This is a genomic window from Paenibacillus rhizoryzae (assembly GCF_059686995.1).
Window position 1 is genome coordinate 1 of sequence record NZ_JCAALT010000005.1, and the last position, 25803, is coordinate 25803.

The 25803-nt window shown below is 51.3% G+C and carries 21 protein-coding genes; 3 read left to right on the forward strand and 18 right to left on the reverse strand.

Annotated elements, in window-relative coordinates:
- Window positions 1-337 precede the first annotated feature (337 nt).
- The 5 genes from AC6ESO_RS15625 to AC6ESO_RS15645 all read right to left on the reverse strand — a co-directional run bounded on the left by AC6ESO_RS15625 (window position 338) and on the right by AC6ESO_RS15645 (window position 5344).
- Window positions 338-1783, reverse strand: coding sequence for a nicotinate phosphoribosyltransferase (locus tag AC6ESO_RS15625; RefSeq protein WP_497092159.1), 1446 nt, complete (start codon window positions 1781-1783; stop codon window positions 338-340).
- A gap of 6 nt (window positions 1784-1789) precedes the next feature.
- A complete protein-coding gene (nadE, locus tag AC6ESO_RS15630; protein ID WP_497092160.1) occupies window positions 1790-2626 on the reverse strand; it encodes an NAD(+) synthase in 837 nt (278 codons plus the stop codon).
- Window positions 2627-2675: 49 nt separating this feature from the next.
- The gene (locus tag AC6ESO_RS15635) at window positions 2676-3230 is read right to left on the reverse strand and encodes a cysteine hydrolase family protein (protein ID WP_497092570.1); all 555 of its coding nucleotides are present in this window, start codon (window positions 3228-3230) and stop codon (window positions 2676-2678) included.
- A gap of 77 nt (window positions 3231-3307) precedes the next feature.
- The gene (locus tag AC6ESO_RS15640) at window positions 3308-4096 is read right to left on the reverse strand and encodes an NUDIX domain-containing protein (RefSeq protein ID WP_497092161.1); all 789 of its coding nucleotides are present in this window, start codon (window positions 4094-4096) and stop codon (window positions 3308-3310) included.
- A gap of 78 nt (window positions 4097-4174) precedes the next feature.
- Window positions 4175-5344, reverse strand: coding sequence for an NHL repeat-containing protein (locus AC6ESO_RS15645; protein ID WP_497092162.1), 1170 nt, complete (start codon window positions 5342-5344; stop codon window positions 4175-4177).
- A 164-nt stretch (window positions 5345-5508) separates the two neighbouring features.
- Between AC6ESO_RS15645 and uraA the strand changes: the two genes are divergently transcribed.
- Window positions 5509-6780: a uracil permease gene (gene uraA, locus AC6ESO_RS15650; RefSeq protein ID WP_497092163.1), complete on the forward strand. Its 1272-nt coding sequence runs from the start codon at window positions 5509-5511 to the stop codon at window positions 6778-6780.
- A gap of 91 nt (window positions 6781-6871) precedes the next feature.
- Here uraA and AC6ESO_RS15655 read toward each other — a convergent pair whose 3' ends face one another.
- From AC6ESO_RS15655 to AC6ESO_RS15710, 12 genes are all read right to left on the reverse strand, one after another.
- Entirely contained in the window at window positions 6872-7678 is an 807-nt protein-coding gene (locus AC6ESO_RS15655) for an enoyl-CoA hydratase-related protein (RefSeq protein ID WP_497092164.1), read from the reverse strand.
- Window positions 7679-7708: 30 nt separating this feature from the next.
- Window positions 7709-9253 carry an acyl-CoA carboxylase subunit beta gene (locus tag AC6ESO_RS15660; protein ID WP_497092165.1) on the reverse strand — a complete coding sequence of 515 codons (1545 nt, stop codon included), beginning with the start codon at window positions 9251-9253 and terminating at the stop codon, window positions 7709-7711.
- A gap of 139 nt (window positions 9254-9392) precedes the next feature.
- Window positions 9393-10532, reverse strand: coding sequence for an acyl-CoA dehydrogenase (locus AC6ESO_RS15665; RefSeq protein ID WP_497092166.1), 1140 nt, complete (start codon window positions 10530-10532; stop codon window positions 9393-9395).
- A gap of 21 nt (window positions 10533-10553) precedes the next feature.
- A complete protein-coding gene (locus AC6ESO_RS15670) occupies window positions 10554-10961 on the reverse strand; it encodes an AtuA-related protein (RefSeq protein WP_497092167.1) in 408 nt (135 codons plus the stop codon).
- A gap of 5 nt (window positions 10962-10966) precedes the next feature.
- Window positions 10967-12337: an acyclic terpene utilization AtuA family protein gene (locus AC6ESO_RS15675; protein WP_497092168.1), complete on the reverse strand. Its 1371-nt coding sequence runs from the start codon at window positions 12335-12337 to the stop codon at window positions 10967-10969.
- Window positions 12338-12504: 167 nt separating this feature from the next.
- Window positions 12505-16701, reverse strand: a complete 4197-nt coding sequence (locus AC6ESO_RS15680) for a choice-of-anchor I family protein (protein ID WP_497092169.1) — start codon at window positions 16699-16701, stop codon at window positions 12505-12507.
- 185 nt (window positions 16702-16886) lie between these two features.
- On the reverse strand, window positions 16887-17171 hold the full coding sequence (locus tag AC6ESO_RS15685) for a hypothetical protein (protein WP_494820998.1): 285 nt from the start codon (window positions 17169-17171) through the stop codon (window positions 16887-16889).
- Between the two features lie 227 nt (window positions 17172-17398).
- Window positions 17399-17830, reverse strand: coding sequence for an SRPBCC family protein (locus AC6ESO_RS15690; RefSeq protein WP_497092170.1), 432 nt, complete (start codon window positions 17828-17830; stop codon window positions 17399-17401).
- A gap of 84 nt (window positions 17831-17914) precedes the next feature.
- Window positions 17915-18988: a LysM peptidoglycan-binding domain-containing protein gene (locus AC6ESO_RS15695; RefSeq protein ID WP_497092171.1), complete on the reverse strand. Its 1074-nt coding sequence runs from the start codon at window positions 18986-18988 to the stop codon at window positions 17915-17917.
- A 214-nt stretch (window positions 18989-19202) separates the two neighbouring features.
- The gene (locus AC6ESO_RS15700; RefSeq protein ID WP_497092172.1) at window positions 19203-20354 is read right to left on the reverse strand and encodes a dienelactone hydrolase family protein; all 1152 of its coding nucleotides are present in this window, start codon (window positions 20352-20354) and stop codon (window positions 19203-19205) included.
- Between the two features lie 20 nt (window positions 20355-20374).
- A complete protein-coding gene (locus AC6ESO_RS15705) occupies window positions 20375-21526 on the reverse strand; it encodes an MFS transporter (protein WP_497092173.1) in 1152 nt (383 codons plus the stop codon).
- Window positions 21527-22005: 479 nt separating this feature from the next.
- Window positions 22006-23010 carry a protoglobin domain-containing protein gene (locus AC6ESO_RS15710; RefSeq protein ID WP_497092174.1) on the reverse strand — a complete coding sequence of 335 codons (1005 nt, stop codon included), beginning with the start codon at window positions 23008-23010 and terminating at the stop codon, window positions 22006-22008.
- A gap of 215 nt (window positions 23011-23225) precedes the next feature.
- Here AC6ESO_RS15710 and AC6ESO_RS15715 point away from each other — a divergent pair, with 215 nt between their 5' ends.
- Both AC6ESO_RS15715 and AC6ESO_RS15720 read left to right on the forward strand, forming a co-directional pair.
- Complete coding sequence (locus AC6ESO_RS15715) at window positions 23226-23879, forward strand: response regulator (protein ID WP_497092571.1); 654 nt, start codon at window positions 23226-23228, stop codon at window positions 23877-23879.
- Window positions 23872-24978 (forward strand): PAS domain-containing sensor histidine kinase, encoded by a 1107-nt coding sequence (locus AC6ESO_RS15720; RefSeq protein ID WP_497092175.1) that lies wholly within the window; start codon window positions 23872-23874, stop codon window positions 24976-24978. The genes AC6ESO_RS15715 and AC6ESO_RS15720 overlap by 8 nt, the downstream gene beginning before the upstream one ends.
- Before the next feature lie 53 nt (window positions 24979-25031).
- Here AC6ESO_RS15720 and AC6ESO_RS15725 read toward each other — a convergent pair whose 3' ends face one another.
- Window positions 25032-25571 carry a YkvA family protein gene (locus AC6ESO_RS15725; RefSeq protein ID WP_497092176.1) on the reverse strand — a complete coding sequence of 180 codons (540 nt, stop codon included), beginning with the start codon at window positions 25569-25571 and terminating at the stop codon, window positions 25032-25034.
- Between the last annotated feature and the right edge of the window lie 232 nt (window positions 25572-25803).

Here is a 25803-nt window from a genome sequence, read left to right on the forward strand (position 1 = left end):
TTTAAGAATTCGCTTGTTAGCTCATTCAAAAAACTAGCTTTGCGAAACGTTCGTTTCGCGATTTATGACCATTTGACTGGTCGCTCATTGTTCAGTTTTCAAAGAACAAATTTCATGTTCTGGTTTGTTGACCCAGAATCAGATCTTATCATACTTCGAAACATAATTGCAAGCTTTATTTTTCAACTTGTTTTCGTTTCGATCACCGCATCCCGTATCTCTCAGCGGCGGAATTAGAATATATCATGGTTCGACATCATATGGCAAGTCTTTTTTGAAATTAATTTTGAATAGGTAATCCGGAGACGCATCAAGCGCCTCCAGACCGGTAGTAGGACTATCTATAACGCTGAATAAGATCAAGTTTCAATTGCCATGCTTCGACACTGATATTCACGCGATACATCTCCGGATTCAGCTTGCGAAGGTATTGCGGCCAGAACAACTTCAGCTGCTCCTCATGATAACTCCGGATTCCCCCAAGGGTAGGCATCGAATATACAAGCTCCCCCGATTGGAATATCGGCTGCAAGAGCGGTACAGCGTCGTATTCTTTAATGACTTTGTGGATATAAGGATGCAAAGGATCGAATAGTTCTATAGCCTCTCCACGCTTCACGGCTTCCTCATGACGAAGGGCGATATAATCGCCATCAGCCATTCCGGTTTCCCGGTTAATGATGCGGTAAACCTCTTTGATCCCCGGTGTGCTTACTTTTTCGGGATTACCTGAGATTTTGATAACGGGAATATATTCGCCATCGCAGCCTTCTCGAGCAACAAGTTTATAGACGCCGCCTAACGAAGGCTGGTCGCCGGCCGTTATCAGCTGCGTGCCGACACCCCAGACATCGATACGAGCTCCTTGCGCCTTTAGATTGAAAATAATGTTCTCGTCCAAATCATTCGATGCAATGATCTGAACATAAGGGAATCCCGCTTCATCGAGCATATGCCTCGCACGCTGCGATAGATAAGCGAGGTCACCGCTGTCGAGGCGAATCGCGTTCATCCGTTTCCCCTGCTGCTCCAACATACGCGCGATGCGAATCGCATTCGGTACTCCGCTCTTCAGCGTATCGTACGTATCAACCAGCAGCGTCACGTGATCCGGAAGCACTTCCGCATATTTGCGGAAGGCCTCCTCTTCCGATTCATGGCCTTGAACCCACGCGTGCGCATGCGTCCCCTTGGTAGGAATGCGAAACAGCATTCCCGCTCTTAAGTTGGAAGTCGCATGGAATCCGGCAACATAAGCAGCCCTTGCTCCCCAAATCGAGGCATCTGCCTCCTGCGCGCGCCTTGTGCCAAACTCCAGCAAACCATCTCTTCCGGCAACCTGCTTAATCCGCGAAGCTTTGGTAGCGATCAGCGTTTGAAAATTAACGAAGTTCAGCATGGCCGTTTCAATCAGCTGCGCCTCGAACACTCTGGCTTCTACTCGAATCAGCGGCTCATTCGGGAAAATAATCGTGCCCTCCGGAACCGCGTCCAGGTTACCGGTAAACCGGAAGGTACGAAGCTCCTTCAGAAACGTCTCCTCATAATTTTCTTCCTGCTCCCCCAAATAAGCAATCTCTTCGTCGCCGAATTGCAGGTTCCTTATATAGTGGATAACCCGCTCAAGCCCGGCTGCGACCGCGTACCCGTTCCCAAAAGGAAGCTTGCGGAAAAACAGTTCAAATACCGCCTTATCATTCAAGGTACCGTTCATCCAGTGGGCGTACATCATATTAATTTGATATTTATCCGTATGGAGCGTTAAATTGTCGTAGCTCGTCATAGTGCCTCACTCCTTCCACCAGTCATCATAAACCGTCACAGGGCCACGGCGTTTATGCTCCGTTAATTTGTAACGCGCTTCGATTTTGTCGCTTAACTCGGCAGGTAATGTTTTGCCCTCTAAGTAGTCGTCGAGCTGCTCGTAGGTCATACCTAATGCGACTTCATCGGGAATTCCCGGCTTCAAATCCTCCAGATCCGCGGTTGGTTTCTTCGTATATAAGTGGGCCGGGCAATGCAATGCTTCTAATAGAGCTCTTCCTTGACGCTTGTTAAGGCCATAGATTGGCGCCATATCGCAGGCTCCGTCACCGTGCTTCGTGTAAAAGCCCGTTATGGCTTCAGCAGCATGATCCGTACCCAGCACAAGCAGCCCATAGTGGGCAGCCAAATCGTATTGCGCCTTCATCCGTTCCCGCGCCTTCACATTCCCTTTATGGAAATCGCCCAGCTTATCGCCGGTTGCCGCTTCAAACTGCTCAACAGCCGCATCCACCGCTGGTTTAATATTGATCGCAGTCGAACGAGTCGGTGCAATAAATCGGAGCGCATCCTGGCAATCGTCCTCATCCTTCTGCACGCCATATGGCAATCTGACGGCAAGGAAGGTCGCTTGATTCTTGCTGGCTGGATCGGCATTATATTCGTCTACGGCCAGCTGCGCGAGCTTGCCTGCCAATGTGGAATCTTGACCGCCCGAGATGCCAAGAGCGAACCCTTTGGCCCCGGTATGTTGAAGATAGGCTTTCATAAAGCCCACTCTACGCCGGATTTCTTCCTCCGCATCAATCGTCGGTTTCACTTGCAAGTGTTCAATAATTGCTTGCTGCTGCTTATTCACCATAATTCAATCTCTCCTTTATAGGGTTGTGCGATTGCGCAAATTGGGGTGATTAGGTAATCGGTTGATCGCCTGCTACTACTTCCGCTCCAAGCGAATGCTTGAAATGCTGCAACGCCCACTCATGCCCCTGCTCATTAAAGGTTGCCACGCCATCGGCGTGAACGACGATTTGATAGCCTCTATTGTAAGCATCCACCGCTGTATGCAGCACACAGATGTCCGTACAGACCCCAACCAGATGAAGCTCCGTAATCCCTCTTGCCCGAAGCTGCAATTCCAGATCCGTTCCGCAAAAGGCGCTGTATCTCGTTTTGTCCATCCAATAGATACGGTCTTTCTCCATCTCATAAAGCTCTCGCAATTTGCCATACAGCTCCCGTCCTGCCGTACCTCGAATATTGTGCGGGGGGAACAGCTTGTGCTCGGGATGAAGAATATCGTGCTCATCATGCAGATCTACAGCCATCACGACATAGTCTCCCTGTTCCACAAACTGCTTCGTTATAGCTGTGATTCGGCTCTCAATCTCAATTGCATGCTGACCGACAGGAAGCTGGCCGTTCACAAAATCAACCGTGTAATCAATGACAACCAATGCTTTCATCATATCCACCATCCTTATTTGAATGCATGATCTCAAATCATGTCACTATGACAATATCAATGTCGTAAAAAGAATGCCTAGCTGTATATAGACAACTGAGGCACGTAATCCGTAAAGCGATAAAGCTGTGCTGCCCGCTGGGAGTAGCGATTCGACATCTTCGGCTCACCTCGTGAATCCCTACTCTCTTCAATGATACCTTTGCGGCTTTGCGTCGATGTGATCTTGCGGATAAAATTGCGTTCCACAAACTCCGGCACAACCGCTTCAATGACCTGGTACAGCTCGCCGATCGTGAATTCGTCCGGCAGAAACTCTCTGGCAATTGCCGTGGTCAGCATGCTGCGGCGAATATGCCCCAGCGCATCCTGCAAAATCTGCTTATGATCGAATGCCAGCTCCATCTCAAGTGCTTCTTGCACCGAAAACAACCGTACATCCGCGGCATCATCGGCAGCTCTGCGATGCTCAAGCGCCCCCTCATGCACCAGCGCGCAGAAGGCATGTGAGATCATCCATCCGCGCGGGTCCCGCCCGGGTTCACTGTAAGCGTTGAAATATTCAATATGAACATTATCGACGCCGGTTTCTTCTTGCAGTTCCCGCTTCGCGCTCTCGATGATGGTCTCGGTATCTTTCGAGAATCCCCCGGGCAAGGCCCACTGCCCTGCGAACGGCCAGCTTTTGCGCTGAATCAGCAGTACTTCTAGCCGGCGGGCGGGAAGAGACTTCTTCACTGTATTCCGCTGTGTTGAAGTAATCGTGAAAATGACAATATCCGCAGGCGCACCATCCGGAGTGCGATAGTTACGCGGGGAATAAGTCTTTGCTTCAGACTCGTTAGCCTCGTCAATGGGTTCAGTCAAGGTGCTTCACCTGCTTTTTACTTTAATAATGTCATTATGACATTATTAAAGTATTTGTCAAGCGGTTTGAAGTAAATGTTATCCATGCGGCAGCCAGTCTATTCGTTCCACATGCAAACCAAGCTTCTCAAGCTGCATCTTGTTCAGGAACAATCGACCGCCGTAATTGCGGCTTGTTGTGATATCCACATCAAGCTCCCCGCCCAAAGCGCGTGTGATATGAAAGCTCCCGACATTCTTACTGACCGTAAGCTGCTCCATCTGCAATTGGAATCGATCTATTAGAGGCCGAATCCACATCCAAGTTTGGTCGCCTTCAAGGAAAGCTACAGGCATATTAATAGCTTGTCCGTTCATATGAATGGTCGCTTCCGAAACATAAGAATCCGTTACTGTCTCCTCCGGAAGTTGATCAGGCTGTATATCTGAGGGAGGCACTATGCTTGGCTCATGTAATTCCAATTGATCTGATTCGCTGCTTCTCAGTTTCTCTTCACTTAGCGGGTCTCTAATAGTCCCTGTTCGAATGTTCAGGATATGCGTAATACGGCTAGGCTCGTTATAAGCGAACCAGATGTCACCCTTGTCTGCATCGAAACCAACCAGTTTGGCTAACAGCAATCTTGTCGCAGCGCCGGTGGCCGGATTAATGGAGAGGATTTCATTTTGCTTCGCTTCATTGCTATACACATTCGCCAGAAGCTGATTATCCGATGTCCAACTAATGCCGGAATAAAAGGCCGGGAACGCCATCTTCCGCAGCTTGCCCGACTTGAAATCTTTGACGAGCACGATAAGCTCTTTGTTAAAACCGTCACTAGCAAGGTAATTCGCTGAAACGGCTAGACCCCACTTCGCATTAGGGGACTTGATGTAGTCAATCCGGTGTGTAACATTGTCGCCGGAAGGATCGTAGACAGAATTGATCATCACTGAATTCATATTATCGTCGAGAGAAGCCAGTAAATAAGAACCACTTGTGTTCGCATTCCCCATCCACCAATATCGCTTCGGAAGCACATGCCAATCTCCGCCCTTGTCCGCAAAGATGATACGATGGTCGAACGTGTATCCGTTCTGTGCATAGATGGGAAAGTAGGATCTCCCGGTTGCCTGATCGGCGAAACCGTTATAGTACTGCCACTGTTGAGGCTGGGATTCTTGCTGCGCTTGCTCGGCTGATACTGAAGCCGTTAACCCAAATAGAGCTGTCGCCAGTGCGAATGCCGTCCATATGCGGAATTTCATATTTCTATCTCCTCCTTGTTAATAATCAGGCTACTAATGAGCAAGACGCTACAGGAGGAAGAATAGTTGCTCCGTTCTGTTATGCAATTCCTCAATTGGGCCAATTATGATACTATTACGTTTGGCAAAATCATTATATCCGCCACATCAGGAGGCCATCACCGTTGTCGAAGATCATTCAAGTCCATGAACGGCCGTCACTCGCGGCCAGTATTCCGCTTAGTTTGCAGCATTTATTCGCCATGTTCGGTTCCACCGTGCTCGTCCCGATTCTATTCAAAGTAGATCCTGCAACGATTCTGCTCATGAACGGTATTGGCACGCTGCTCTATCTCTTCATTACGAAATTCAAAATCCCGGCTTATCTGGGATCAAGCTTCGCTTTTCTCTCGCCGGTATTCGTGGTGCTTGGATCTAAAGGCGGGTACTCCGCGGCGCTTGGCGGATTCATTGCGGTCGGACTCCTATTCATGCTCGTCTCCTTTATCATTAAGCTGGCCGGCACGCGCTGGATTGACGTGGTGTTCCCGCCAGCGGCAATGGGCGCAATCGTGGCTGTTATCGGCCTTGAGCTTGTGCCGACTGCTGCGCAGATGGCCGGCCTGATTGCCAAGCCGGGTTCCCCGGCCGAATGGTCTCCCGATACGGCTACCATTACGGTATCTCTCGTCACACTTGGTATCGGCGTTGTCGGTTCCGTGCTGTTCCGCGGATTCATGAAGGTCATACCGATTCTGATCTCCGTTATCGTCGGGTATGCCCTCGCTTCGATCCTTGGGCTGGTTAAAGTACAAGCAACGATCGATGCTGCTGCTTGGTTCAAAGCGCCGACGTTCTATTCACCGACGTTCGACTGGTCCAGCATCGCGATCATTGCGCCGGCAGCCCTCGTCGTCATAGCGGAGCATATCGGCCATTTGATCGTAACGGGCAACATAGTCGAGAAGGATTTGACGAAGGATCCGGGCCTCAGCCGGTCGCTGCTCGGCAATGGCGTATCCACGATTCTATCCGGCTTCGTCGGCTCAACGCCTAATACGACCTACGGCGAAAATATCGGCGTCATGGCAATCAGCCGCGTATATTCCGTATGGGTGGTCGGCGGTGCAGCCATTATCGCAATTGTGCTTTCTTTTATCGGCAAGCTGTCCTCCTTAATCCAAACGGTTCCAGAGGCAGTTATGGGCGGCGTATCGTTGCTGCTCTTCGGTGTTATTGCAGCTTCCGGGATTCGCATGTTGGTTGAAACCAAGGTCGATTATTCAAAACCTGCCAACCTAATGCTGACTACCATTGTGCTTGTCATCGGTTTAAGCGGGGCTACCCTCAAATGGGGGAATTTCGAGCTCAAAGGAATGGCGCTCGCTACGGTTTCCGCCATTGTGCTCAGTTTGTTCTTGAAGATCATTGAAGTGTATAAGCTTGCTGAAGAATAGCAGCAACTCAAAGAAGAGGGCGTCCCGACGGACGTCCTCTTCTTTAAATCATCAAGCGAATGAAGAGCAGCTAGCACAAGAAGCTCGGAGATTATTCGCCTGTAAAATGCGGCGGCCGCTTCGAGCGGAACGCTTCGAGCGCCTCCAGCCGATCTTTGGTCGGAATGATCGCTTCGTAGGCGGCGGTTTCGTGGGCAAGACCTGACGGGAGGTCCATGTCTAGTCCAAGATCAATGGCCCGCTTCGCTTGATACACGGCGAGCGGGGCATTGGCGAGCAGTTCTTCTGCCGTTGCCGCGCATAGCGTTTGCAGTTGCTCTTCGTTCTCTGCGATGTCGGTTAGCAGACCGAGCTTATGCGCTTGTTCGGCTGTGATCCGCCGCGCTGTAAGAATCAGCTCTTTGGCCTTGGCCTGGCCGATCAGCCGCGGCAATCGCTGCGTGCCCCCGGCGCCGGGGATGATGCCGAGGCTAACCTCGGTCAGCCCCAGCCTTGCACTGCTTATGGCGTAGCGGAAATCGCAGCATAGCGCTAGCTCCAGACCGCCGCCGAAGGCGAGGCCGTTGATCTTGGCAATCGTCGGCTGCGGCAGCCGCTCCAGCGCGGCGAACACGGCCTTGCTGCGAACGAGGCGCTGCCGGATTTGCTGCGGATCGGTCAGCAGGCTGCGTTCCTTGAGGTCCGCGCCGGCGCAGAAAGCACGGCCTTCCCCTTCGAGGATGACGACGCGGATGCTGCGGATATCGGAGGCAATGCGATGCAGCTGCTCCTCCAGGGCAATAAGCATCGCTTCGTTAATCGCATTCAAGCTCTCCGGGCGATGGAGCCGGATGTAGCCGATATGCCCCCTTTGCTCCCACAGAAGGGGCTGTTGCGGCTGCGTTGATTCCGTAGTCATGGCGCTGCCCTTCCTCCCTCCATTCTTCTGCTAAACCGGATAGACCGGATGTTTGCGCTCCGTGAAGGCGACGGTTTTTGAGCTGTACACCTCAAAGCGCTTGATCAGCTCTCTGCGCAGCGAATGAGCGGGAACGATGCCGTCGATGACCATGTCTGAAGCCAACTGGTAGAGATCGATGTCTTGGCGATATTCCTCGCGTTTGGCGGCGATGAACTCGGAGCGCTGCGGCTCCTGCAGCTCCGCGATCTTGTTGGCATACACGGCGTTGACCGCTGCTTCCGGTCCCATGACGGCGATTTGGGCCGAAGGCAGCGCAAGGCAGCAATCGGGCTCGAAGGCCGGGCCGGCCATGGCATAAAGGCCCGCTCCGTAAGCTTTGCGGACGATGACGGATATCTTCGGCACGGTCGCTTCGGATACGGCGGCGATCATTTTGGCACCATGGCGAATGATGCCCGCCTGTTCCACCGCCGTGCCCACCATGAAGCCGGGCACATCGGCGAGAAACAGCAGCGGGATGTGGAACGCATCGCATAAGCTGATGAATTTGGCGGCTTTGTCTGCGGAATCGTGGAACAGAATGCCGCCCTTGGTCTTCGGCTGATTGGCGATAATGCCAACCGGTTTCCCGGCGATTCTAGCTAAGCCCGTGATGAGCTCCCTGGCGAAGAGGCGTTTGATTTCGAAGAAGGAATGCTCATCGATTAAACCGTCGATGAACGGATACATGTCGAATGGGGTGTACTGGTTATCCGGAATAATGGAATCAAGGGGGACTTTCAGATCTGCTGGCGGACGGGTTTCTTTGGTAGGCGGCTTCTCCGTGAAATTGGGCGGGAAGTAAGCTACGTATTGTCTCGTCAGCGCGATCGCTTCCTCCTCGCTCTTGGCGAGCACATCTCCGCAGCCCGAAACAGAGCAATGCATCCGGGCTCCGCCGAGCTGCTCCAAAGTGGCTTTCTCCCCCGTTACCATCTCTACGATGCGAGGGGATCCGAGGTACATAGATGCATTGCCCTCGACCATAATGACGATATCGCAAAAGGCTGGGATATAGGCGCCGCCTGCTGCCGACGGTCCGAATAGCAGGCATATCTGCGGAATTTTGCCCGACAGCTTCACCTCGTTGTAGAATATTCGCCCTGCGCCTCGCCGCCCCGGGTACATCAGCGCTTGATCGGTTATCCGAGCCCCGGCCGAATCGACGAGATAAAGCAGCGGTACCCGCAGCTTATCCGCCGTCTCTTGCATCCGAATGATTTTCTCAACGGTGCGCGCTCCCCAAGAGCCGGCCTTCACCGTGGAATCATTGGCGATCACGCACACCGCTCTACCGTGAATCTTACCGATAGCCGTGACAACGCCGTCGGCGGGCAGCCCAACCTCGTTACAGCTGGCGAATAAGGCATCCTCGAGCTCGAAGTCCGGATCGAAGAGCAGCTTCAAGCGGTCGCGCACGAAGAGCTTGCCCTGCTCCGCATTCTTCACGTGATATTTGGAGGCGCCGCCCTTCTTGATCTCCTCGATCTGCTCCTGCAGCCGGTCATTCGCCGATTCGTGTTCAGCTTCCATTCTTCTCGGAGCTCCCCTCTGCTGCTGGCTCTGCCAAGGTGAAACGGCTGCTGCCGTCCTTTCGGCTGCGCAGCGCGTTTCATTCCGGAGAATTCTAAGCTCATTTATAAAGTGAAACTATAAATTCTTAGAATTCAAGTTAACAGCCGATTTGGGCTGCAATGACGAGACGCTGGATTTCTGAGGTTCCTTCGCCGATCTCGAGCAGCTTGGCATCGCGCATGTAGCGCTCCACCTCGTACTCTTTCATATAGCCGTAGCCTCCATGAATCTGGACCGCTTGATCACACACCTTCATGCACATCTCCGTCGCGAACAGCTTCGCCATCGCCGCTTCTTTCTTGAACGGCCTCCCTTGATCCTTCAGCCATGCAGCCTTATACACCATCGTACGGGCGAGCTCGATGTTCATCGCCATGTCGGCCAGCTTGAACTGGATGGCCTGAAACGCGCTGAGCGTTCGGCCGAATTGCTTGCGCTGCTTGGCGTAGCGAAGCGATTTATCGTAAGCGCCTTGGGCGATGCCGACCCCCATGGCGCCAATCCCAATTCGGCCGCCGTCGAGAACGGCGAGAAATTGCTTGAAGCCATTCCCTTCCTTGCCGAGCAAATTGTCCTGCGGCACCGCTACTTCCTCGAGCACGAGCTCGGTTGTGTTCGAAGCGTGAAGCCCCATTTTCTCGTATTTGCAGCGGGTGGTGAATCCGGGCGCATCTGTCGGCACGATAAAAGCGCTGATGCCGCTCGTTCCCTTCGACTTATCGGTGACAGCAGTAAGCGCGAGGTTGCGTGCATAGCTGGCATTGGTGATGAAGCATTTGGAGCCGCTGATGATCCACTGATCCCCGGCCCGCACCGCTGTTGTGCGGGTTCCGCCCGCATCCGATCCGGCATCCGGTTCGGTTAACCCAAACGCGCCAAGATACTCACCTCTGCATAGCGGGGTTAAAAAAGCAGTTTTCTGCTCTTCTGTGCCGAACAGTGCGAGCGGCGCTCCTCCGAGCGACACATGCGCGGAGTAGGTAATGCCCGTTGATGCGCATACTCGGCTGAGCTCTTCCACTACGATCGCGAAGCTGATCGTATCCGCCCCGCCTCCCCCGTATTGCTCGGGAAAGGGAAGACCCATTAAGCCGAGCTTGGCAAGCTTCTCGAAAACATCCATCGGAAACGTGCCGGAGCGATCCCGCTCCACGGCCCCCGGCGCCACCTCCGCATCTGCAAAATCATGAATCAAATCCCGAATCATCGCCTGCTCTTCCGTTAAGTCGAAATTCATCGCAAGCAACCCCTCTTCTGCTTAAGTCGTGGTGGCGGGCGGCGGCAAAGCATCATTGGCGTCGGCCTGCGTCTGTTCCTCATTACCGTTACCAACGTCGTCGCCGTCGTCCACTTCAATTTCCAACCGTAACAGATTAGCCGCATAACACTTGCCGAGGTTATCCATCCGAAGCGTGGCGGAGCCGCCCCCGCCAAGTGCGGCGCGGCATACATAATTCATGGCCAGCAGATTCGGCACTACATAACGGATCACTTCCCCCTCAATCATGCCGGCAAAATGCGCCTTTACAAGGTCGGAGGTCAGCTCCCTTTTCAACAACTCGAACGCAGCCGCATCGGGTGCGAACACGGCAATGTTGATCGTATTGCCCTTGTCGCCGGATCGGGCCTGCACCAAATGACGAAGCTGCTTGCGTATACGCGCCATGCCGGCTACACCTCCACAACCGTCACTTGCACACCCTGCTCGATGAGCCCGCGCTGAACAAGACATGACCACATGCCGAGCAGCTCGCGCGGCTTCATCACGCCAAGGAATGCACCCATCGCAGGTGGCCCGCTCAGCATGAGCGGCGGAACGAGCCGGCCCAGTTTAGCCGCATCGTCTCTGCTCTTCGTCCGCATCGCTACGCGCACATAAATTTCGTTCAGCTCATCCTGCTGCGGCTGCCTTGCGAGCGGACCATGCAAAGAGTTGTAACCCAGATAATCCGTACGAATTTCTTCGTATTGTAGACCGAGCCGATCAATATGACTGCGAACAATCCGATCGGCGGTCTGCGCCTTGGCGAGTGCATCCGGCCACGAATAACCCCAGATCGCCTGCCCGAGCCAGCCATCGGCATAACCCATCACGACCTTGAGCGTATCCGGACGTTTCGAGCCGCGCGCACCGGAGACATGAACCTTATTCGGGCCGACGTCATGCAGCGTAACCCCCATTAGATCTAACACAACATCAGGCGTGACGTACGCAGCCGGGTCATGGATTTCATAGAGCAGCTGTTCCTTGACCGTATCCACGGAGACGCGTCCACCGGTCCCATCCGTCTTGGTCAGCGTGAACGTGAGATCCTCACCAACTTCCGCAATCGGAAAACCAATATGCTCGAGCTCCTCTACCGCCTGCCAGTCCCCGCTGAAGTTGCCGCCCGACGCTTGCCCGGAGCATTCCAGAAGATGCCCCATCAGCACGCCTTGCGCCAATCGATCCCAATCATCCGGCCCAATAGCGAATTCATAAATCAACGGAGCCAGAAATAACGCCGAATCCGTCGTTCGGCCTGTAAGGATCACTTCCGCCCCTTGTCGAAGCGCCTTCACAATCGGTTCAGCACCTAAGTAGGCATTAGCGAAGACGATACGATCCCGGATCGTGCTTATATCTCGGCCATCCTCCATGTGGGAAAGCGCAGCACCTTGGCTGATGAACGCAGGCAGCTGCGAGCGGACATCATCCCCGGTTACGACGGCTACCCGGAGTTCCGTCAAACCTAACTCTCGCGCGATTCGCTCGGTTTCCTGCATCGCCCCTAGCGGATTCATGCCTCCCGCGTTCGTGATGATGCGAATCCCTTGCTCCTTCGCTATTGGAAGCAGCTCTTTCATCGTGCGGCCAATATCCGCGGCGTAGCCTCGGGTCGGATCCCGCTGCCGATCCTTCTGCAGGATGGCAAGCGTGAGCTCAGCCAGACTGTCAAAGCAGAGATACTGCACCTTCCCCCGCTTAGCCGTCTCGATGGCGGGCAGAATGGAATCGCCATAGAATCCCTGTCCCGCTCCTATACGTATCGTTTTTTTCATGCGAACCTCCTTTCGATAATCGCAATCGATCGTGAGGTACCTTCGTTCACGAAATGAAACATAACGTGTAATAGTATCATTGTATGGCGGGCAAAAGTAGGCTAGACATAAACAAATACCCCTAGTATGGCATTCAGTCATCTCGGGGTATTGTCGTACGCAATCCATTAAGGATTCATGAGTCCTTGGAACAGTATGCTGATCATCTTCGCAGTTTCTTCACGCGTAGCAAATTGCTGCGGATCGAAGCTGCTTCCTGCACCGGCAGATGTTCTGCCGTTAATAATGCCTGCTTGCTGAACGGCCGAAACGGCTTCTTTCGCATAAGCAGAGATACTCGACTCATCTGTGAATGTAACAATCGGCACTGTTTTGGGAAGCGTGTAGTGCAGGGTTGCTGCCAGACGCGCAATCATCGCCACCATTTGCTCTCTTGTAATCGGAGCATTGGGATTGAATAAGCCTTGTGCTGCACCGCTTGTAATTCCCGTTGCCGCCGCCCATTCCACGGACTCCGCATAATAAGCATCTGCGCTTACATCGCTAAACTTACTTCCTTGGTAAGTCGTTAGGTCGACCCCTGCTACCCGGGCCAGAATCAACGTAAAGTCGGCTCGTGTCACTTGCTTCTTAGGAGCAAAGCTTCCACCGCCTACACCCTCCATGATCTCTCTTGCCGATAAGTAAGTAATTTGGTCCTTCGCGAAGCTGGATGCCGTATCGTTATACTTCACGTTGTTGCTTGCGATCGCATACGTCGAGAAGTGGGTCACCGAGAAGATTAATCGCCCTGTTGCCTTGTCATACTTTGCATTAGGCAGCAGCTCGATTGTTCCATTCTCAGCAATATAGTAAGCGATAATGGCATTGGCATCTTCGCCTGCGCTTAGCACATACGGAATACTGATATTCACGATACCGCCTGCAAAATCAGATACCTTCTTCCCATCTGCCAGCACATTAAAATCATACACAGGATGCGAGCCAATAGCCTCAGCTACTGCAGCTTGATTGTCCTTCGTACGAGCAGCCAGGTCCGAAGCTGAAACCTTCGCAACGGAAACCGTTACTTCCCCTGTGCTTGCAGCATTCGCTACTGTGGACATCGCTTTCTTATCCAGCTGTACCTGTCCAATCCCCGATTGAATGACCAGTGCATCCGCGCCGCTGCCGGAGATCTTATCCATTGCCGCTGCAGAGAAGGTAACGGCCGTCTCCTTCGCACCAGCATCTGCCATTGCTTTGATCGCAACGATGTCTTTCACGCTTGCCGGATTAGAAGCTGTCAGCTTGGACAAGGCTTCCTCGACTTGCTTATCCGTAACTACCGCTGTCGCTTTGCCAGAAGCGTCCGTGACGGCTTTCACTTCCGTCGTTACTTTGGTTCCATCCACAATGGGTCCTGTTGCAGGTGGCGTGGTTGGGGCCGTAACCGGATTACTTGGCGCGCTATCTGCATTCGCAACGGTAACCTTTGCTTCCGCTACACCATAACCATCTGCGCTTAGTGCCGTTATGACAGCAGTACCGGCTTTAATAGGCGAAACTTTACCGGTTCCATCTACCGTGGCAACCGTTGCATCCAAAGAAGACCAAGTCACTGTCGAAGCACCGTCCCTATATGGAACTACCGTTGCTTCAAGCTGCGAAGTCGAACCGCCAACCTTAAGCGAAATATCCTTCGCATTCAATGTAACTTTGTCTACATTCAGTTGATACACCGTAATCGTACCGCCTACTTCATTCGCTACCAGAAGAAGCGGCATTCCGCTCGGACTTGCTGTTGCAGGTATAAACTCGAGACCCTCCGGGCCGATATCGCCTTGCAGCGGATTGCTCGGATCATCCGGCGTCTCAAAGTTGCGCGTATTCGTATAATTAACAAAAGCAGGGGTCAGGGGGTTTGTCACATCATAGGTCATGATGCCGCCCACACGCTCGAGGCCGATGAATGCCAAGGCTTTGCTGCCCACCTTGCCTACTTTCACATACTCCGGTTCAGGGCCCTTCTTAGGGCTTCGTTTATCGAAAGCAATCTCCTTATGATCGGAGTTGAAATACTTCGGAAGACGCTGCGCTGTTATTTTCTCAAAATCATTCTTGCTGTCAAAGACAGGCTCTAAGCTGTCCGCATGCCAAATGGAGAATGAGCGCCCGCCATACAAGTAGACGCCGTCCGGTCCCATATCGCTTGGTACCTCTACACCGTCATATGGCGTTTTGCCATTTACCGTTTGGCCGGCTAAGAACTGAGCTGCATCCGATGCAGGGTTCAATCCGGCTTTCAAACTGCCGATCGTAGCGATATTGGTTCTGCCCGGCCACTCCGTCGCATCCCCTTCATTGGCCGTGAACAAATACGTTTCGCCGCCAACGGTATAGGTATCGATGCCATCCGGCATAAACATGCCTTTGAACGGCACGTTCTCGAACTTGATCTTGCTGTCCTTCACCAAATCGAGGGAGTTGCCTTCGGCATTCAAATCCTTGTAGCCAAGTCCGGTAACCGCAGCCACCGTTCCACTTGCAATATCGATAGCCGCAATCGCGTTATTCTCTTGCAAGGAGACATAGGCTGTTTGCCCATCATCAGACAGCGCGATGTATTCCGGCTCCAGATCATACTTAGCTGCTTCTTTCGATGCAGCCGGTCCGGTAATGAGGCCTGCCTCGTTTGCAGTGCCGCGAAGATGCACCAGATCGTCAATGACGCTGACATCGTCGAATTTCACGTGTTTCGTCGCGTTATTCACCCGATCGACGATTGTCACGCTGCCTTCCGGATCAGCGCCGGCCAAACGCGGCTCGGCTTCATCGGCTGTTAATACGTAACGGCCGTCATGCGTAACCTTGATCATATCCGGTTGTACGCCTGCCTCGTAGGAGGTAACATACTCGCCGTTATAATCAAATACGAGGATCGCTCCGTTGTTGGTATACGTCTTCTCTTGAATAGCGGCGTAAACCAAATCATTCTTCAGGTCGATGTCGACGCTTGTAAAGTCGCCGTATTCGAAGTTAGGAAGGTGCTCTTGAACGACCTCTTCGATATTGATCGAGGTTGCATTCGGTTCCGGTTTTCCCGCGTTATCCAAGGAGACAATATCCAATGTTGCAGGATCGCTGGATCCGTTGACGGAATAGAATTTATGATTCTCCGGGTTGTACTTCACAATCTCCGCAACGCCGCCATCCTCGTTCGGTGCACCGGCGATAAAGGAGCCCAGTTTCGTCATTGTTAATGTATCTACAATAGCCTGGTTGACATGAAGGACATAGGATTTGCTTGTGGATTGCGGCGTAGATGCACTGTCCGTAATTGTAACCTCAACGTTGTTAGTAACAGGCGCATCTGCGGCCAGGGTTCCGGTAATGACTCCTGTACCCCCATCAATCGCGAGACCTGCAGGCAATCCCGTAACGCTGAAGTGATAAGGAGCTTTCCCGCCTGTCACACTGATGGCAGCCGTATATGCTTGCGTTGCTGTCGCATCGGCAAGCTCATTAGTGGAAACGACAAGAGGTGTCGGAGCGACTCCCCATTCTCCATCATTTGCACTGCGAGGGCTATAAGCGGTTATATCCGTTGGCATGGTCATGGACCCGTACGTAATTTGAACAAAATCGTTCTTGTTATTATCACTGTCCGCAAAATTAACGCGTCTTAGCGACATGTTCTTGGAAGTGCCGCCCGTCGTGCCAGCGACTCCTGTTCCGACTGTTTTACCCGTAGGATATGCCGTCTCAAAACCGCTAATATCACTTCCATTATCATTACTGCCTGTGCCGAGCATATCCACATAACCCGCAGGCTTATTCACGAACGGGTTCACCGATACATCTTTATCGAGCAAATCCTGATTGCTCATCAGGACGAGCTTCATCCCTTTGTTCTGGAGCGTACGAGGAAAATTCAAATCGAAATCGCCGTCCGCAATCGTAACCTTGGTTGCAGGAAGCGTTGTCGCGTTAGCACGGATCAAAAACGAAGCGTGTGCTGCAATTGTTCCTGTCAGGTTCAGTTTCTCCCAACCGCCTGTAGCACCGGTAGTAGTGTTCGTAGCTTCACCGCGATCGGCATATTGAATGGACCATGTGCTGAGATCCACATTTGCATCTGTTGGATTGTACAACTCAATAAAGCCATGGGTTACGGCCGCACCATCCGTCGAAATGCCTGCCCCATAGTACTGATTGATGATTACATGCGGAACTTGGACGCTGTACTCCCCGTTTGCGTCGTATGGCGTTCCTTGAGTAACAGCTGCAGCAGCGGAAGCAGGTAATGCTCCGGCCAGCAGACTTGCGGCAAGCTCCGTTGAAAGCAGCAAGGCCAATAGCTGTTTATTTCTCTTCTTCAACATGTCTTCACTCCTATATATGGATTGTCCTAGAAATTATAGGGGAGGAATGTGAAGCATCTATTAATGCGAAATGGATGTTTTGTAAATGACAGGTAAAAAAAATAACCCCGCCAACTCAGGAGCATGCCTGAATTCCGCGTGGTTATTGACTTTCATACGTTTATTCAATTGGAAAAAACGTGCGACTATTTACTTGATTCCTTAGTCGCCTTATCCAGCATATCGTTCCAATTCGCGAATTGGGTTTCTCTGGCTACATGGCGATCAAACAGCTCATCGGGAATATTACGAATGTCCTCGTGGGTTTCCACTTGGAAATTGCCCTTCTCCAGAAACTCCGAAAAGCTCTTCATACCGGAGTATTTCCCCATGAAGGAATCGTTGAACAAACGATCAAACGACAAATGCTCCGGATCTTCCTGAATGTTCTTCTGTCCTTGCAATTCCTTTAGCAACTCATCAAATGGCATTGGCTTATGCTTTCTCAGACGCTCACCCCTAAAATATTTTTATCAATAGTATAACCATGACGGTACTGATTTCTTCCTGTTTATTCAAGCTCAGTATATGTGAAAGTCAGACACGGCACACTGCTACTCTACCCAGTATACAAAAGGTACCCCCAGTTTGAACACCTTTTTTAAAAGTGTCCTGTCTAAGAGTACCCATTCTAAGCTATTTGGCAAGTCGATAATTTCTAATCTTCGTTAACGGATTCTGCGTATTTCTTAAAGTTATCCATGATCGCCTGCCAGCCTGCTTGCTGCATCTCGGCCGAATTCATCGTTTCCGTCTCGAACGTTTCGATGACTTTCGTCTCGTTGCCTTGGCTGATGAACGAAATCGATACTTCCCTGCCATCGCCTAATGTATAAGCAATCGTCTCGTTGATCACGACTTCATCATAGACGCCGCCAAATTCAAATTCAAAGCTGCCATCCTTCGCGGCCATCTTGGAAGAGAATGATCCGCCAACTCGCAAATCGTTCTCGGAGAATGGCGTATGCCAGTCATCAGAGGCGGCATTCCATTGCGTAATATGCGCCGGCTCGGTCCAGTATTTCCAAACTTTCTCAACGGGTAAGTGTACAACTGTTTGCACGGTTACTTTTTCAGAACCTGTTCCCATTTCCAAGACCGCCTCTACTCGTATAGTAACTGCTAACAAGCACATTCTACCAGAACATTCCTTCTTCCTCAACGCCGCGCCTAACTACGCGTGAATCTTCACTTTCGTGCCTGTCGGGACGGTGCTGAACAACCATTCTACATCCTTATTCAGCATCCGGATGCAGCCTGCGCTGGCATTTGTTCCGATCGAAGAAGGGGCATTCGTACCATGAATACCGTATTTCGTTCCTTGCGTATTCGGCACGCTCAGCCCAAGCCAGCGGCTGCCCAGCGGGTTCTTCGGGTCACCGCCCGGGATTTCTTTGGCCATGTACCATGGATTCTTGATCTTCGTAATAATCTCGAAGCTGCCGGTCGGCGTCGAACCCTTCTTCCTTCCGCTCGCGATATCAAAGCTCTTGTCCACGGCTCCACCCGCGATGACATATAACTTATTTCGTGTAATGTCGATTTCAATGGAGACTAACTTGCCGGAAGTGGAAGTGGCAGTAGAGGCCGGGGGAGTTACCACGGTAGTCTCTTCCGGGGCCGCGACACCGGCGCAGTCCTCAATCGAGTAAAACGGATTCGGAATTTGTACAACTTGACCCGCTTTGATTGAACCGGACGATCCGTCGATCCCATTCACCTTGGCGATCATTTGCTGATAGTCCTGCGCTCTAAAATATTTGGCCGATAAGCTAAACAACGTATCGCCCTTCTGAACCGTATATTTCAGTTCGCCTGAAGGCAGTGGCACGTGCAGCGCCATAGCGGCTTTCAAGTCCGTATCCGCTTCCGAAATGTGATTGTACGCCATCAACGCGTTCATATAGTAGCCGCGGTTGAAATACTGATTCGTAATCGCATACAAGGTATCGCCCTGCTTGACCGTATATTGATCCAAAACCAGCGGGTTCGACAGCGTGACCGCCGTGCCTGCTTTCAAGCTCACCTTCGGATCCAATCCATTCGTTCTCGCAACCTGCACATAATCGCCGGTTAGATAAAACTTCTTCGCGATGCTGTATAACGTATCGCCAGGCTTTATGTTGTACGAAACGCTGCTAAAGGCTGCTTTCTCTGTGTATCCCTGCGCGTTCGTCATAACGGGATAGCTTGTACATAAGACCACCAACAACACTATACTTAAGACCCACTTCGATTGCCTGCTCAACGATGATCACACCTTCTGCCGGAATAATTTGCGGCTCAGATGATTCGTCATCGTTCGTCAGGAATCCTTTTTATTTCATGTCGATTTTTGAAAAATAATCCAATCGTAGGAGACCGAAGAAAAAGCACGGCCTTGGTGGGTTCTTGAGGACCAAGCTCATCCTCCTTTTACCCGGTTTTCGAAGAGGGATAAAGTCCCAGCTCGCAAGAGAGGCTTAGAATGCCATATCTTCACGCATGAGCCATTGATCCAACCACCGGAACGCGTCCTCTTGCATCTGACTATCGAACTTATGAAGACCGGGATAGAACATGCCGCGATAATGATCTGCGGTTCCCATTTTCTCATAAATCGCCGTCAGCTTCCGGTCGCTCTCTTCTTGTCCTTCAATGGTCCATAAAGGATCGTCACTATCGTATTGCACCATTACGGCACCCGGTCCGCTTAATGAAAGAATGTCCGGCATATCCAGATAGGAGGATAAATGTGGGACATGCATCATCCAGGTATGCCGCTGAATGCGATGGGCCACGACTTCACGGTTGGTAGACATGAACCCTACGCATACCGCGCATTTGATTCGGTCATCTAATCCTGCAAGGTAAATCGTTCTTAGGCCGCCTCCGGACAATCCGCCGCAGCCAATTCGATCGCCGTCCACCTCAGGTCGCGTTAATAAATAATCGACAGCCCGCCGATCCTCATAGGCCATGATTCCCGTCCACGTGGTACCTGCCAGAAATAACGATTTGGCTACCATCGATTCATATTCGCCCGCAAATTGATTGTAGGCTTCAATATAAGCTCTAGAGCCCGGCTCTGCATTTCTTAGAGGCTGCACATATTCTTCCGGCACGCTATCTGCGTCCAGCTTCCTTGACCCCCATAGGAAAACATCCGGCACAAACACAACATAGCCCCGTTTAGCCAGCTTCGTCGCCCATGAGCTGCCCTCATAGGCTGCCTGCTTGAATTCCTTCATGATTTCAGGCTCATCATCGAGCTCCACCAGTTTCTCTTTGCCAAAGTACTTAAACCCTCCATGGTCATGAAGTGCCACGACGGCCGGAAGCTTCCCTGTCCGTTCAGACGGATACAGCAGAATGCCTTCCGTTCTTGGACCAAACGGCTGATCGTAACTAACATGCTCCACGACAAGACCATCCTTCACATACGAGCGGTCCACCGATGCTTGCAAGGGACACGGATCAGCTTGATAGGACAACAGCTCCATCACCTTCGTCTTTGCGGTCGTTCGCCAGCTGTCGATGTCAGACCCCTCATAGGCTAGAAAAGAAAGCGGAAACGAACATTTCTCCATCGCATTCATAGCTAGTGGTAAATAATTGCCCATTAGACTTTTCATGTCGAATTCTCCTTTCAAATTTAGGCAGCCTTGATTCTATTAAAGATCCTCAGCAGCGGCACGGATAACAATAGCGAGGCAGCTCCCGCTAAGATGAAGGGCATCGAAATCATACCCGTAGCCAAGTATCCTGCTATGGAGATTGCTCCTCCGCCTTTGAGCGCAACCTCTCTGGAAACTAAGCATCCGGGCAGGTTATGCGTTCTTTTGCTTTCTTGAACAAAGTTAGCGAAAATCGGAATGGTGAAGAACGGCACTAGAAACCCGCCTGCCGCGGACAAGGTAAACACACTAATCGGCGCCATTGCATATGGCCTTATCATCCAGATGATTGCATAAGCAAGCAATGGCAGAAGTGCCGGCAGCAGCCATTTGCGAACATCCGTCAATTTGCCAATCACTAAGTTAGCACCTAATACGCCAAATTGAATAAATACGGCAACAAAACCGACATCGATAAAAGCTGCGGAGACGGTGTACACATACAGCGACCAGAAGATGTCAGCTGTATCGCTGAAGCCTGACAGTACAGATGAAACCACATAAATCCGAATGGCGGCTAAAGTAGACTGAGGAGGCTCGTCCGTCGTTGCCTCGGCAATAGGAAAGGGCATTAATGGAGCTTCTTCCTTATTGCTGAGATAAGAAACTAGCAGCACGACAATGGATACCACGAAGAAGGTAATCGCGATCGTCGATACGGCTTCAATCCCGAAATAAGTCAGCACGATGCCGCTAATGCCGGGTCCGATGATTTTGCCCGCAACAGATGCGGCGCGGAAGCGACCCGTAGCTTTCCCGACTGCCTTGCCGGCCGATGCCGCGAACAGGTAGTTCAATGGGACCCAGTAGAACGCATTGGCACAGGCCGTAGCTGCGATCAACCCATACAAGAGCACGCTGCCATCTCCAGCAACTAATAAATACTGAGTGGCCAGGACAGGAATAAGTCGAAGCAAAATGAAGACAACCGGCTTCGTCGTCATGTAACGGCCTATCATCATATTGAGCAGGGATTGAACGATATAATAGCCGCCCAAATAGGCAGCCGCATAACCGATCGAGCCCAGCTCTTTGTAAATCAAGATAGGAATAAATACTTTGAGCAAGCTGTCGGCCAGCTCGTTCATCACTCTGTGGACTAGCAGGATCTTGGGGTTAACGGTTCTCATGTGATTCTCTCCGATGCGCATACAATCTATCTATCTATACGGTTATTATAAGGAACCTTATTCCGGTTTAATAGATCATGCGTGCAATAAAAAAAGGTGGCACAGGGTTTCTCCCTATGCCTCCGGTATGAGTTTGAAATATGGGACTATTTCGGTGCTGAACCTTCGCATTCCTCATGCGGCGAGACCCTAACGAACCGGAGCGGCGTCAATTAGCCGATTTTCCGGTCTTCGAGATTCTAACGAACCGTAGAGGTCTTATTTGGCCGAATATCCGGTCTCCGAAATTCTAACGAACTATGGAGGTCTTATTTCGGGAAAACCGGCTCCAAAACACCTCTAAACCTTCAAATAGCGTCCCTACGATGCGTTAGAATTTTTTTGAGGCTATTTTGGGGTAAATAAGACCCGTACGGTTCGTTAGCGCATTCGGTCAGCTCGCACACCGCAAGTGGCTAGCGTAAGCGTTCACTCCTACACTAGGCGTGGTTCAAAGCGTCTAGCTCGGCCGTTACGGATTCGATCATCGTGACGAAAGCTGCCAGCTCCTGCGAGCTGGCGGCTTGGTCGCGTGCGATTTTGACCGTTTCTTCACTGCCGCTTTGTACTTCACCCAATAGTTTACCGATAATGGATAGCTTCTCTTGAATGGTTTTCAACGATTCCTTCGAGTGGCTGGCCAGCTTACGGATCTCGTTCGCTACAACCTCGAACCCCCGCCCGCTGTCGCCCGCACGTGCTGCTTCAATTGCTGCATTCAAGCCGAGCAGGTGGGTCTGATCGGAGATTTCCCGAATCATGGCCCCCATGAGGTGGATCTCCTTCACTTCAGCTTGCAGCACTTCCACGTTTCGGTGCGCCTTCTCTTGAAGCGCTGCGGTAAACGAAGCGGATGCCGCAACCGATTGCGTGCTGCTACCCAGCTCAACCATCATCGAAGCTAACTCCTGTACAGCCGAGCTGATTTTCTGAAGCATCTGCTGCCTTTCATCGGCCATCCGCTGGATGATCGCCTTTTCGTCCGTTTCATAGGCTTCCAAGACGAGCTGCGAGTCGAAATTAAACATTTTGCTAAGCGCGAAAATAATCGCCGTCCACTGTTCCGGGGCAGCAGCTTGCATGAGTTTCGTTGCAATATCGAGATACAGCATATAGGTGCCGAGGTACCAGGTCGTAGTTAAACCAATCCGGGAATGCACATTGCCGATAAACAGCCGCCGTTTGATGAATTCTTCATCGATTCTGCCTTCCGTCATGGATTGGAAATACCAGATTTGCGTCCCCTTCAGTCGGTCGACTGTGCTGTGTTTATTAATAATCTCAACCAACTCTGGCTGTTTGAGTACGCGGTCATACAATTCGTCCACGACGGAATTCGTAATTTGCTTGAATATGCCGGCTTGCGATTGCAGCAATTGAAGATCTGCTTCCGTAATGCCTATGTAATCGATCTGTTTTCTTCGTTCAGCGCTGACTTGGATCATCGTGATCACTCCTCTTCAATTCCATTAATTGTAACGATTCGCGCCACTACCGTATATCAGGAACTTCCCTGATCTATCGGGTTAAAAACCCTGATCCATTACTAATGAAAATCCTGGCATGGCGATAAGGTTCATTTTTGGACGGCAACTTGGTAAGATGAGAGGATTGAGAACTAGTCTAGTTAATAGAGTGAAGCCAGAGGGAGGAACCTCTTATAATTCGTATAGTCATCGTAGACGATCATGTCGTAGTTCGGTCGGGGTTGCGATCGCTGCTGGATAGCAAGCATGACATGTGTATCGTCGGTGATGCAGCTGACGGGGATGAAGCCATTCATCTCGCACAGGAACTGAAGCCCGATGTGGTGTTAATGGATCTAAGCATGCCTCACGGCAAAGATGGCATGACTGCAACGCGAGAGTTGAAGGCGCTTCTGCCGGAAACCTATGTCCTTATTCTTACGATGCATGACGACGGCGAATATTTATTCCGAGCGATTCATGCCGGCGCCTCCGGTTATATTTTGAAAAGCGCTCCGTACGAAGAGTTAATTACCGCGATCCAGTCCATTGCCGATGGGAACGCCTACCTATATCCGACCGCTACGAAACGACTGATGAATGAGTATTTGGAGAAGCTGCGGCAGGGTGAGAATACGGGGAGCTATGCCTCATTGTCTGACCGCGAGCAGGAAGTGTTAGTCGGGATCGCAAAGGGATATTCCAATAAAGAGCTCGCCGAGCAGCTTGTGATCAGTGTCAAAACCATTGAAACGCACAAGAGCAACCTGATGGACAAGCTCGGGATGCGCACGCGACCGGACTTGGTGCGCTACGCCGTGGAGAGAGGACTGTTAAGTTATGAATAGTCGCTCCTACCCGGAGGTCATCGGCCAAAAGGTGAACTCTCTACTGGCACGCCTCGACGATCACATTACCGAGCCTGCGTTCCGTGAAGATTTGCACCAAATGCTGAAGCAGCTGACTGACGTGAAGCTGGCACTGGATGAATCGTCGATTGTGGTCGTTACCGATCACCACGGGATTATTCAATATGTAAACGATAAGTTTTGCGAGATTTCCCACTATACGCGCGACGAATTGATCGGCAAGGATCACCGGATTATTAACTCGGGGTTCCACGGCAAAGCCTTCTTCGAGGATCTATGGCGGACCATTCAATCCGGTCAGGTGTGGCGCGGAGAGATTCGAAATCGGGCGAAGGACGGCAGTATTTATTGGGTGAACACGACCATCATGCCTTTTGTCGATAACGATGGGCTTCCCTATCAATATTTGGCCATTCGCAACGAGGTTACGCAGCTAAAGAAAGTGGAAGAGGAGCTTCAGGAAATGATGAAGCGCGTTATGCACATTCAGGAAACGGAGCGGCAGCGTTTCTCGCGGGAGCTGCATGACGGGATTGGGCAGAGCTTGTTCGGGCTTTTCATTCAATTGGACCAGCTGATTGGGGAACAACAAATCGATCAGTCTGAGCTATCGACAATCCGGCAGTCCGTATCGGCGATTATTGAGGAAGTGCGAAGCCTGGCGTGGGATTTGCGCCCCTCCGTGCTCGATGACTTAGGCGTCATCCCCGCGCTGCGAACGTATATCGATAATTACAAGCAGCATTACGATATCCAAGTCCAATTCACATGCACGTTGCGCGCTCGTCTGGACCCGCGAATCGAGACTGCTCTGTATCGCATTGTTCAGGAGGCGCTGACTAACGTGGCCAAATACGCCGCGGTGTCCAATGCTGTGGTGGATGTGTCAGAGTCAGAGGAGCAAGTTTTCATTCGAATCCTGGATCATGGGCGAGGTTTCATTCCGAATTTGAACCGGCAGGGCGTTGGACTCTTCAGCATGGAAGAGCGCGCTCGCGGTATTGGCGGTCAGCTTGAGGTGGTTTCAGTTGTCGGGGAAGGGACTACGATTAGTTTGATGGTGCCGAAGAGGTTGTAGGCTGTGGCTCAGTTAAATTAGCAAAGCCCTCTCTGTAGAGAGGGCTTTCTTGTTTATTCCGCGAAAAACTGCGCAGCCTTCGCACGATGCTCTTCCGTGATATAGATGTTAATCGTTTTATAGGCAACAAATACCGCAGCTCCATCATCTGCAAAACCCGCGACTGGAATAAAGTCAGGGATCACGTCAACCGGAAGTATGAAGTAGGCCAGTGCACTGATTGCTGTAATTTTCGCAGCAGTCGGAGTAGCCGGATCCATTGCACAATAGTACATGGATACGGCTTCGTGGGAGAATGGCACTTTTGACGCATATTTCTTCACTTTGGACCAGAAGCCTTTGTTTACATATTTCACTTGCTCTTCATGATCACCTATTTTGGAGGTATACTTGTCTGTTTCTACCTCCTCGTTTGCAACACCGGATGGAGCTGTCTCTACCGCCACCGCAATCTCTTCGTCGGAGAATGCAGCCGGGATCACATCATCGTCTACCAGCTTCTCCTTACATGCGCCGCAAAGAGCAGATTTTACTTTTTGTGCATCCACTTGGTTTTTCTGACCACAACTCGAGCATTCAATGATTGTTAGCATGTTAGTTCCTCCATGTAATAGAAAATTTTAGGATAGCGACTATAGCACTATGCTTTCGACAATAATCCACATTATTCCTTTAGGTTTTACAAATAATTAAGTGTGCGTACCGTTTAATACGACGAATATAAAAAAACCATTCTCTAAAGCCTCCAGAGCACTGAATCGCTACGATATTGTTCCTTCAGAAACTCATTCAACATAGATAAAAGACCTCTGCCCACACCAAATG

Excerpts from the sequence above, each read along its gene's own strand:
- AC6ESO_RS15725 (WP_497092176.1), bottom strand. The coding sequence starts at position 25,571 with ATGCTAACAATCATTGAATGCTCGAGTTGTGGTCAGAAAAACCAAGTG.
- AC6ESO_RS15680 (WP_497092169.1), bottom strand. The coding sequence starts at position 16,701 with ATGTTGAAGAAGAGAAATAAACAGCTATTGGCCTTGCTGCTTTCAACG.
- AC6ESO_RS15705 (WP_497092173.1), bottom strand. The coding sequence starts at position 21,526 with ATGAGAACCGTTAACCCCAAGATCCTGCTAGTCCACAGAGTGATGAAC.
- AC6ESO_RS15690 (WP_497092170.1), bottom strand. The coding sequence starts at position 17,830 with ATGGGAACAGGTTCTGAAAAAGTAACCGTGCAAACAGTTGTACACTTA.
- AC6ESO_RS15655 (WP_497092164.1), bottom strand. The coding sequence starts at position 7,678 with ATGACTACGGAATCAACGCAGCCGCAACAGCCCCTTCTGTGGGAGCAA.
- AC6ESO_RS15720 (WP_497092175.1), top strand. The coding sequence starts at position 23,872 with ATGAATAGTCGCTCCTACCCGGAGGTCATCGGCCAAAAGGTGAACTCT.
- AC6ESO_RS15670 (WP_497092167.1), bottom strand. The coding sequence starts at position 10,961 with ATGGCGCGTATACGCAAGCAGCTTCGTCATTTGGTGCAGGCCCGATCC.
- AC6ESO_RS15625 (WP_497092159.1), bottom strand. The coding sequence starts at position 1,783 with ATGACGAGCTACGACAATTTAACGCTCCATACGGATAAATATCAAATT.
- AC6ESO_RS15675 (WP_497092168.1), bottom strand. The coding sequence starts at position 12,337 with ATGAAAAAAACGATACGTATAGGAGCGGGACAGGGATTCTATGGCGAT.
- AC6ESO_RS15665 (WP_497092166.1), bottom strand. The coding sequence starts at position 10,532 with ATGAATTTCGACTTAACGGAAGAGCAGGCGATGATTCGGGATTTGATT.
- AC6ESO_RS15645 (WP_497092162.1), bottom strand. The coding sequence starts at position 5,344 with ATGAAATTCCGCATATGGACGGCATTCGCACTGGCGACAGCTCTATTT.
- AC6ESO_RS15710 (WP_497092174.1), bottom strand. The coding sequence starts at position 23,010 with ATGATCCAAGTCAGCGCTGAACGAAGAAAACAGATCGATTACATAGGC.
- AC6ESO_RS15700 (WP_497092172.1), bottom strand. The coding sequence starts at position 20,354 with ATGAAAAGTCTAATGGGCAATTATTTACCACTAGCTATGAATGCGATG.
- nadE (WP_497092160.1), bottom strand. The coding sequence starts at position 2,626 with ATGGTGAATAAGCAGCAGCAAGCAATTATTGAACACTTGCAAGTGAAA.
- AC6ESO_RS15635 (WP_497092570.1), bottom strand. The coding sequence starts at position 3,230 with ATGAAAGCATTGGTTGTCATTGATTACACGGTTGATTTTGTGAACGGC.
- AC6ESO_RS15685 (WP_494820998.1), bottom strand. The coding sequence starts at position 17,171 with ATGCCATTTGATGAGTTGCTAAAGGAATTGCAAGGACAGAAGAACATT.
- AC6ESO_RS15660 (WP_497092165.1), bottom strand. The coding sequence starts at position 9,253 with ATGGAAGCTGAACACGAATCGGCGAATGACCGGCTGCAGGAGCAGATC.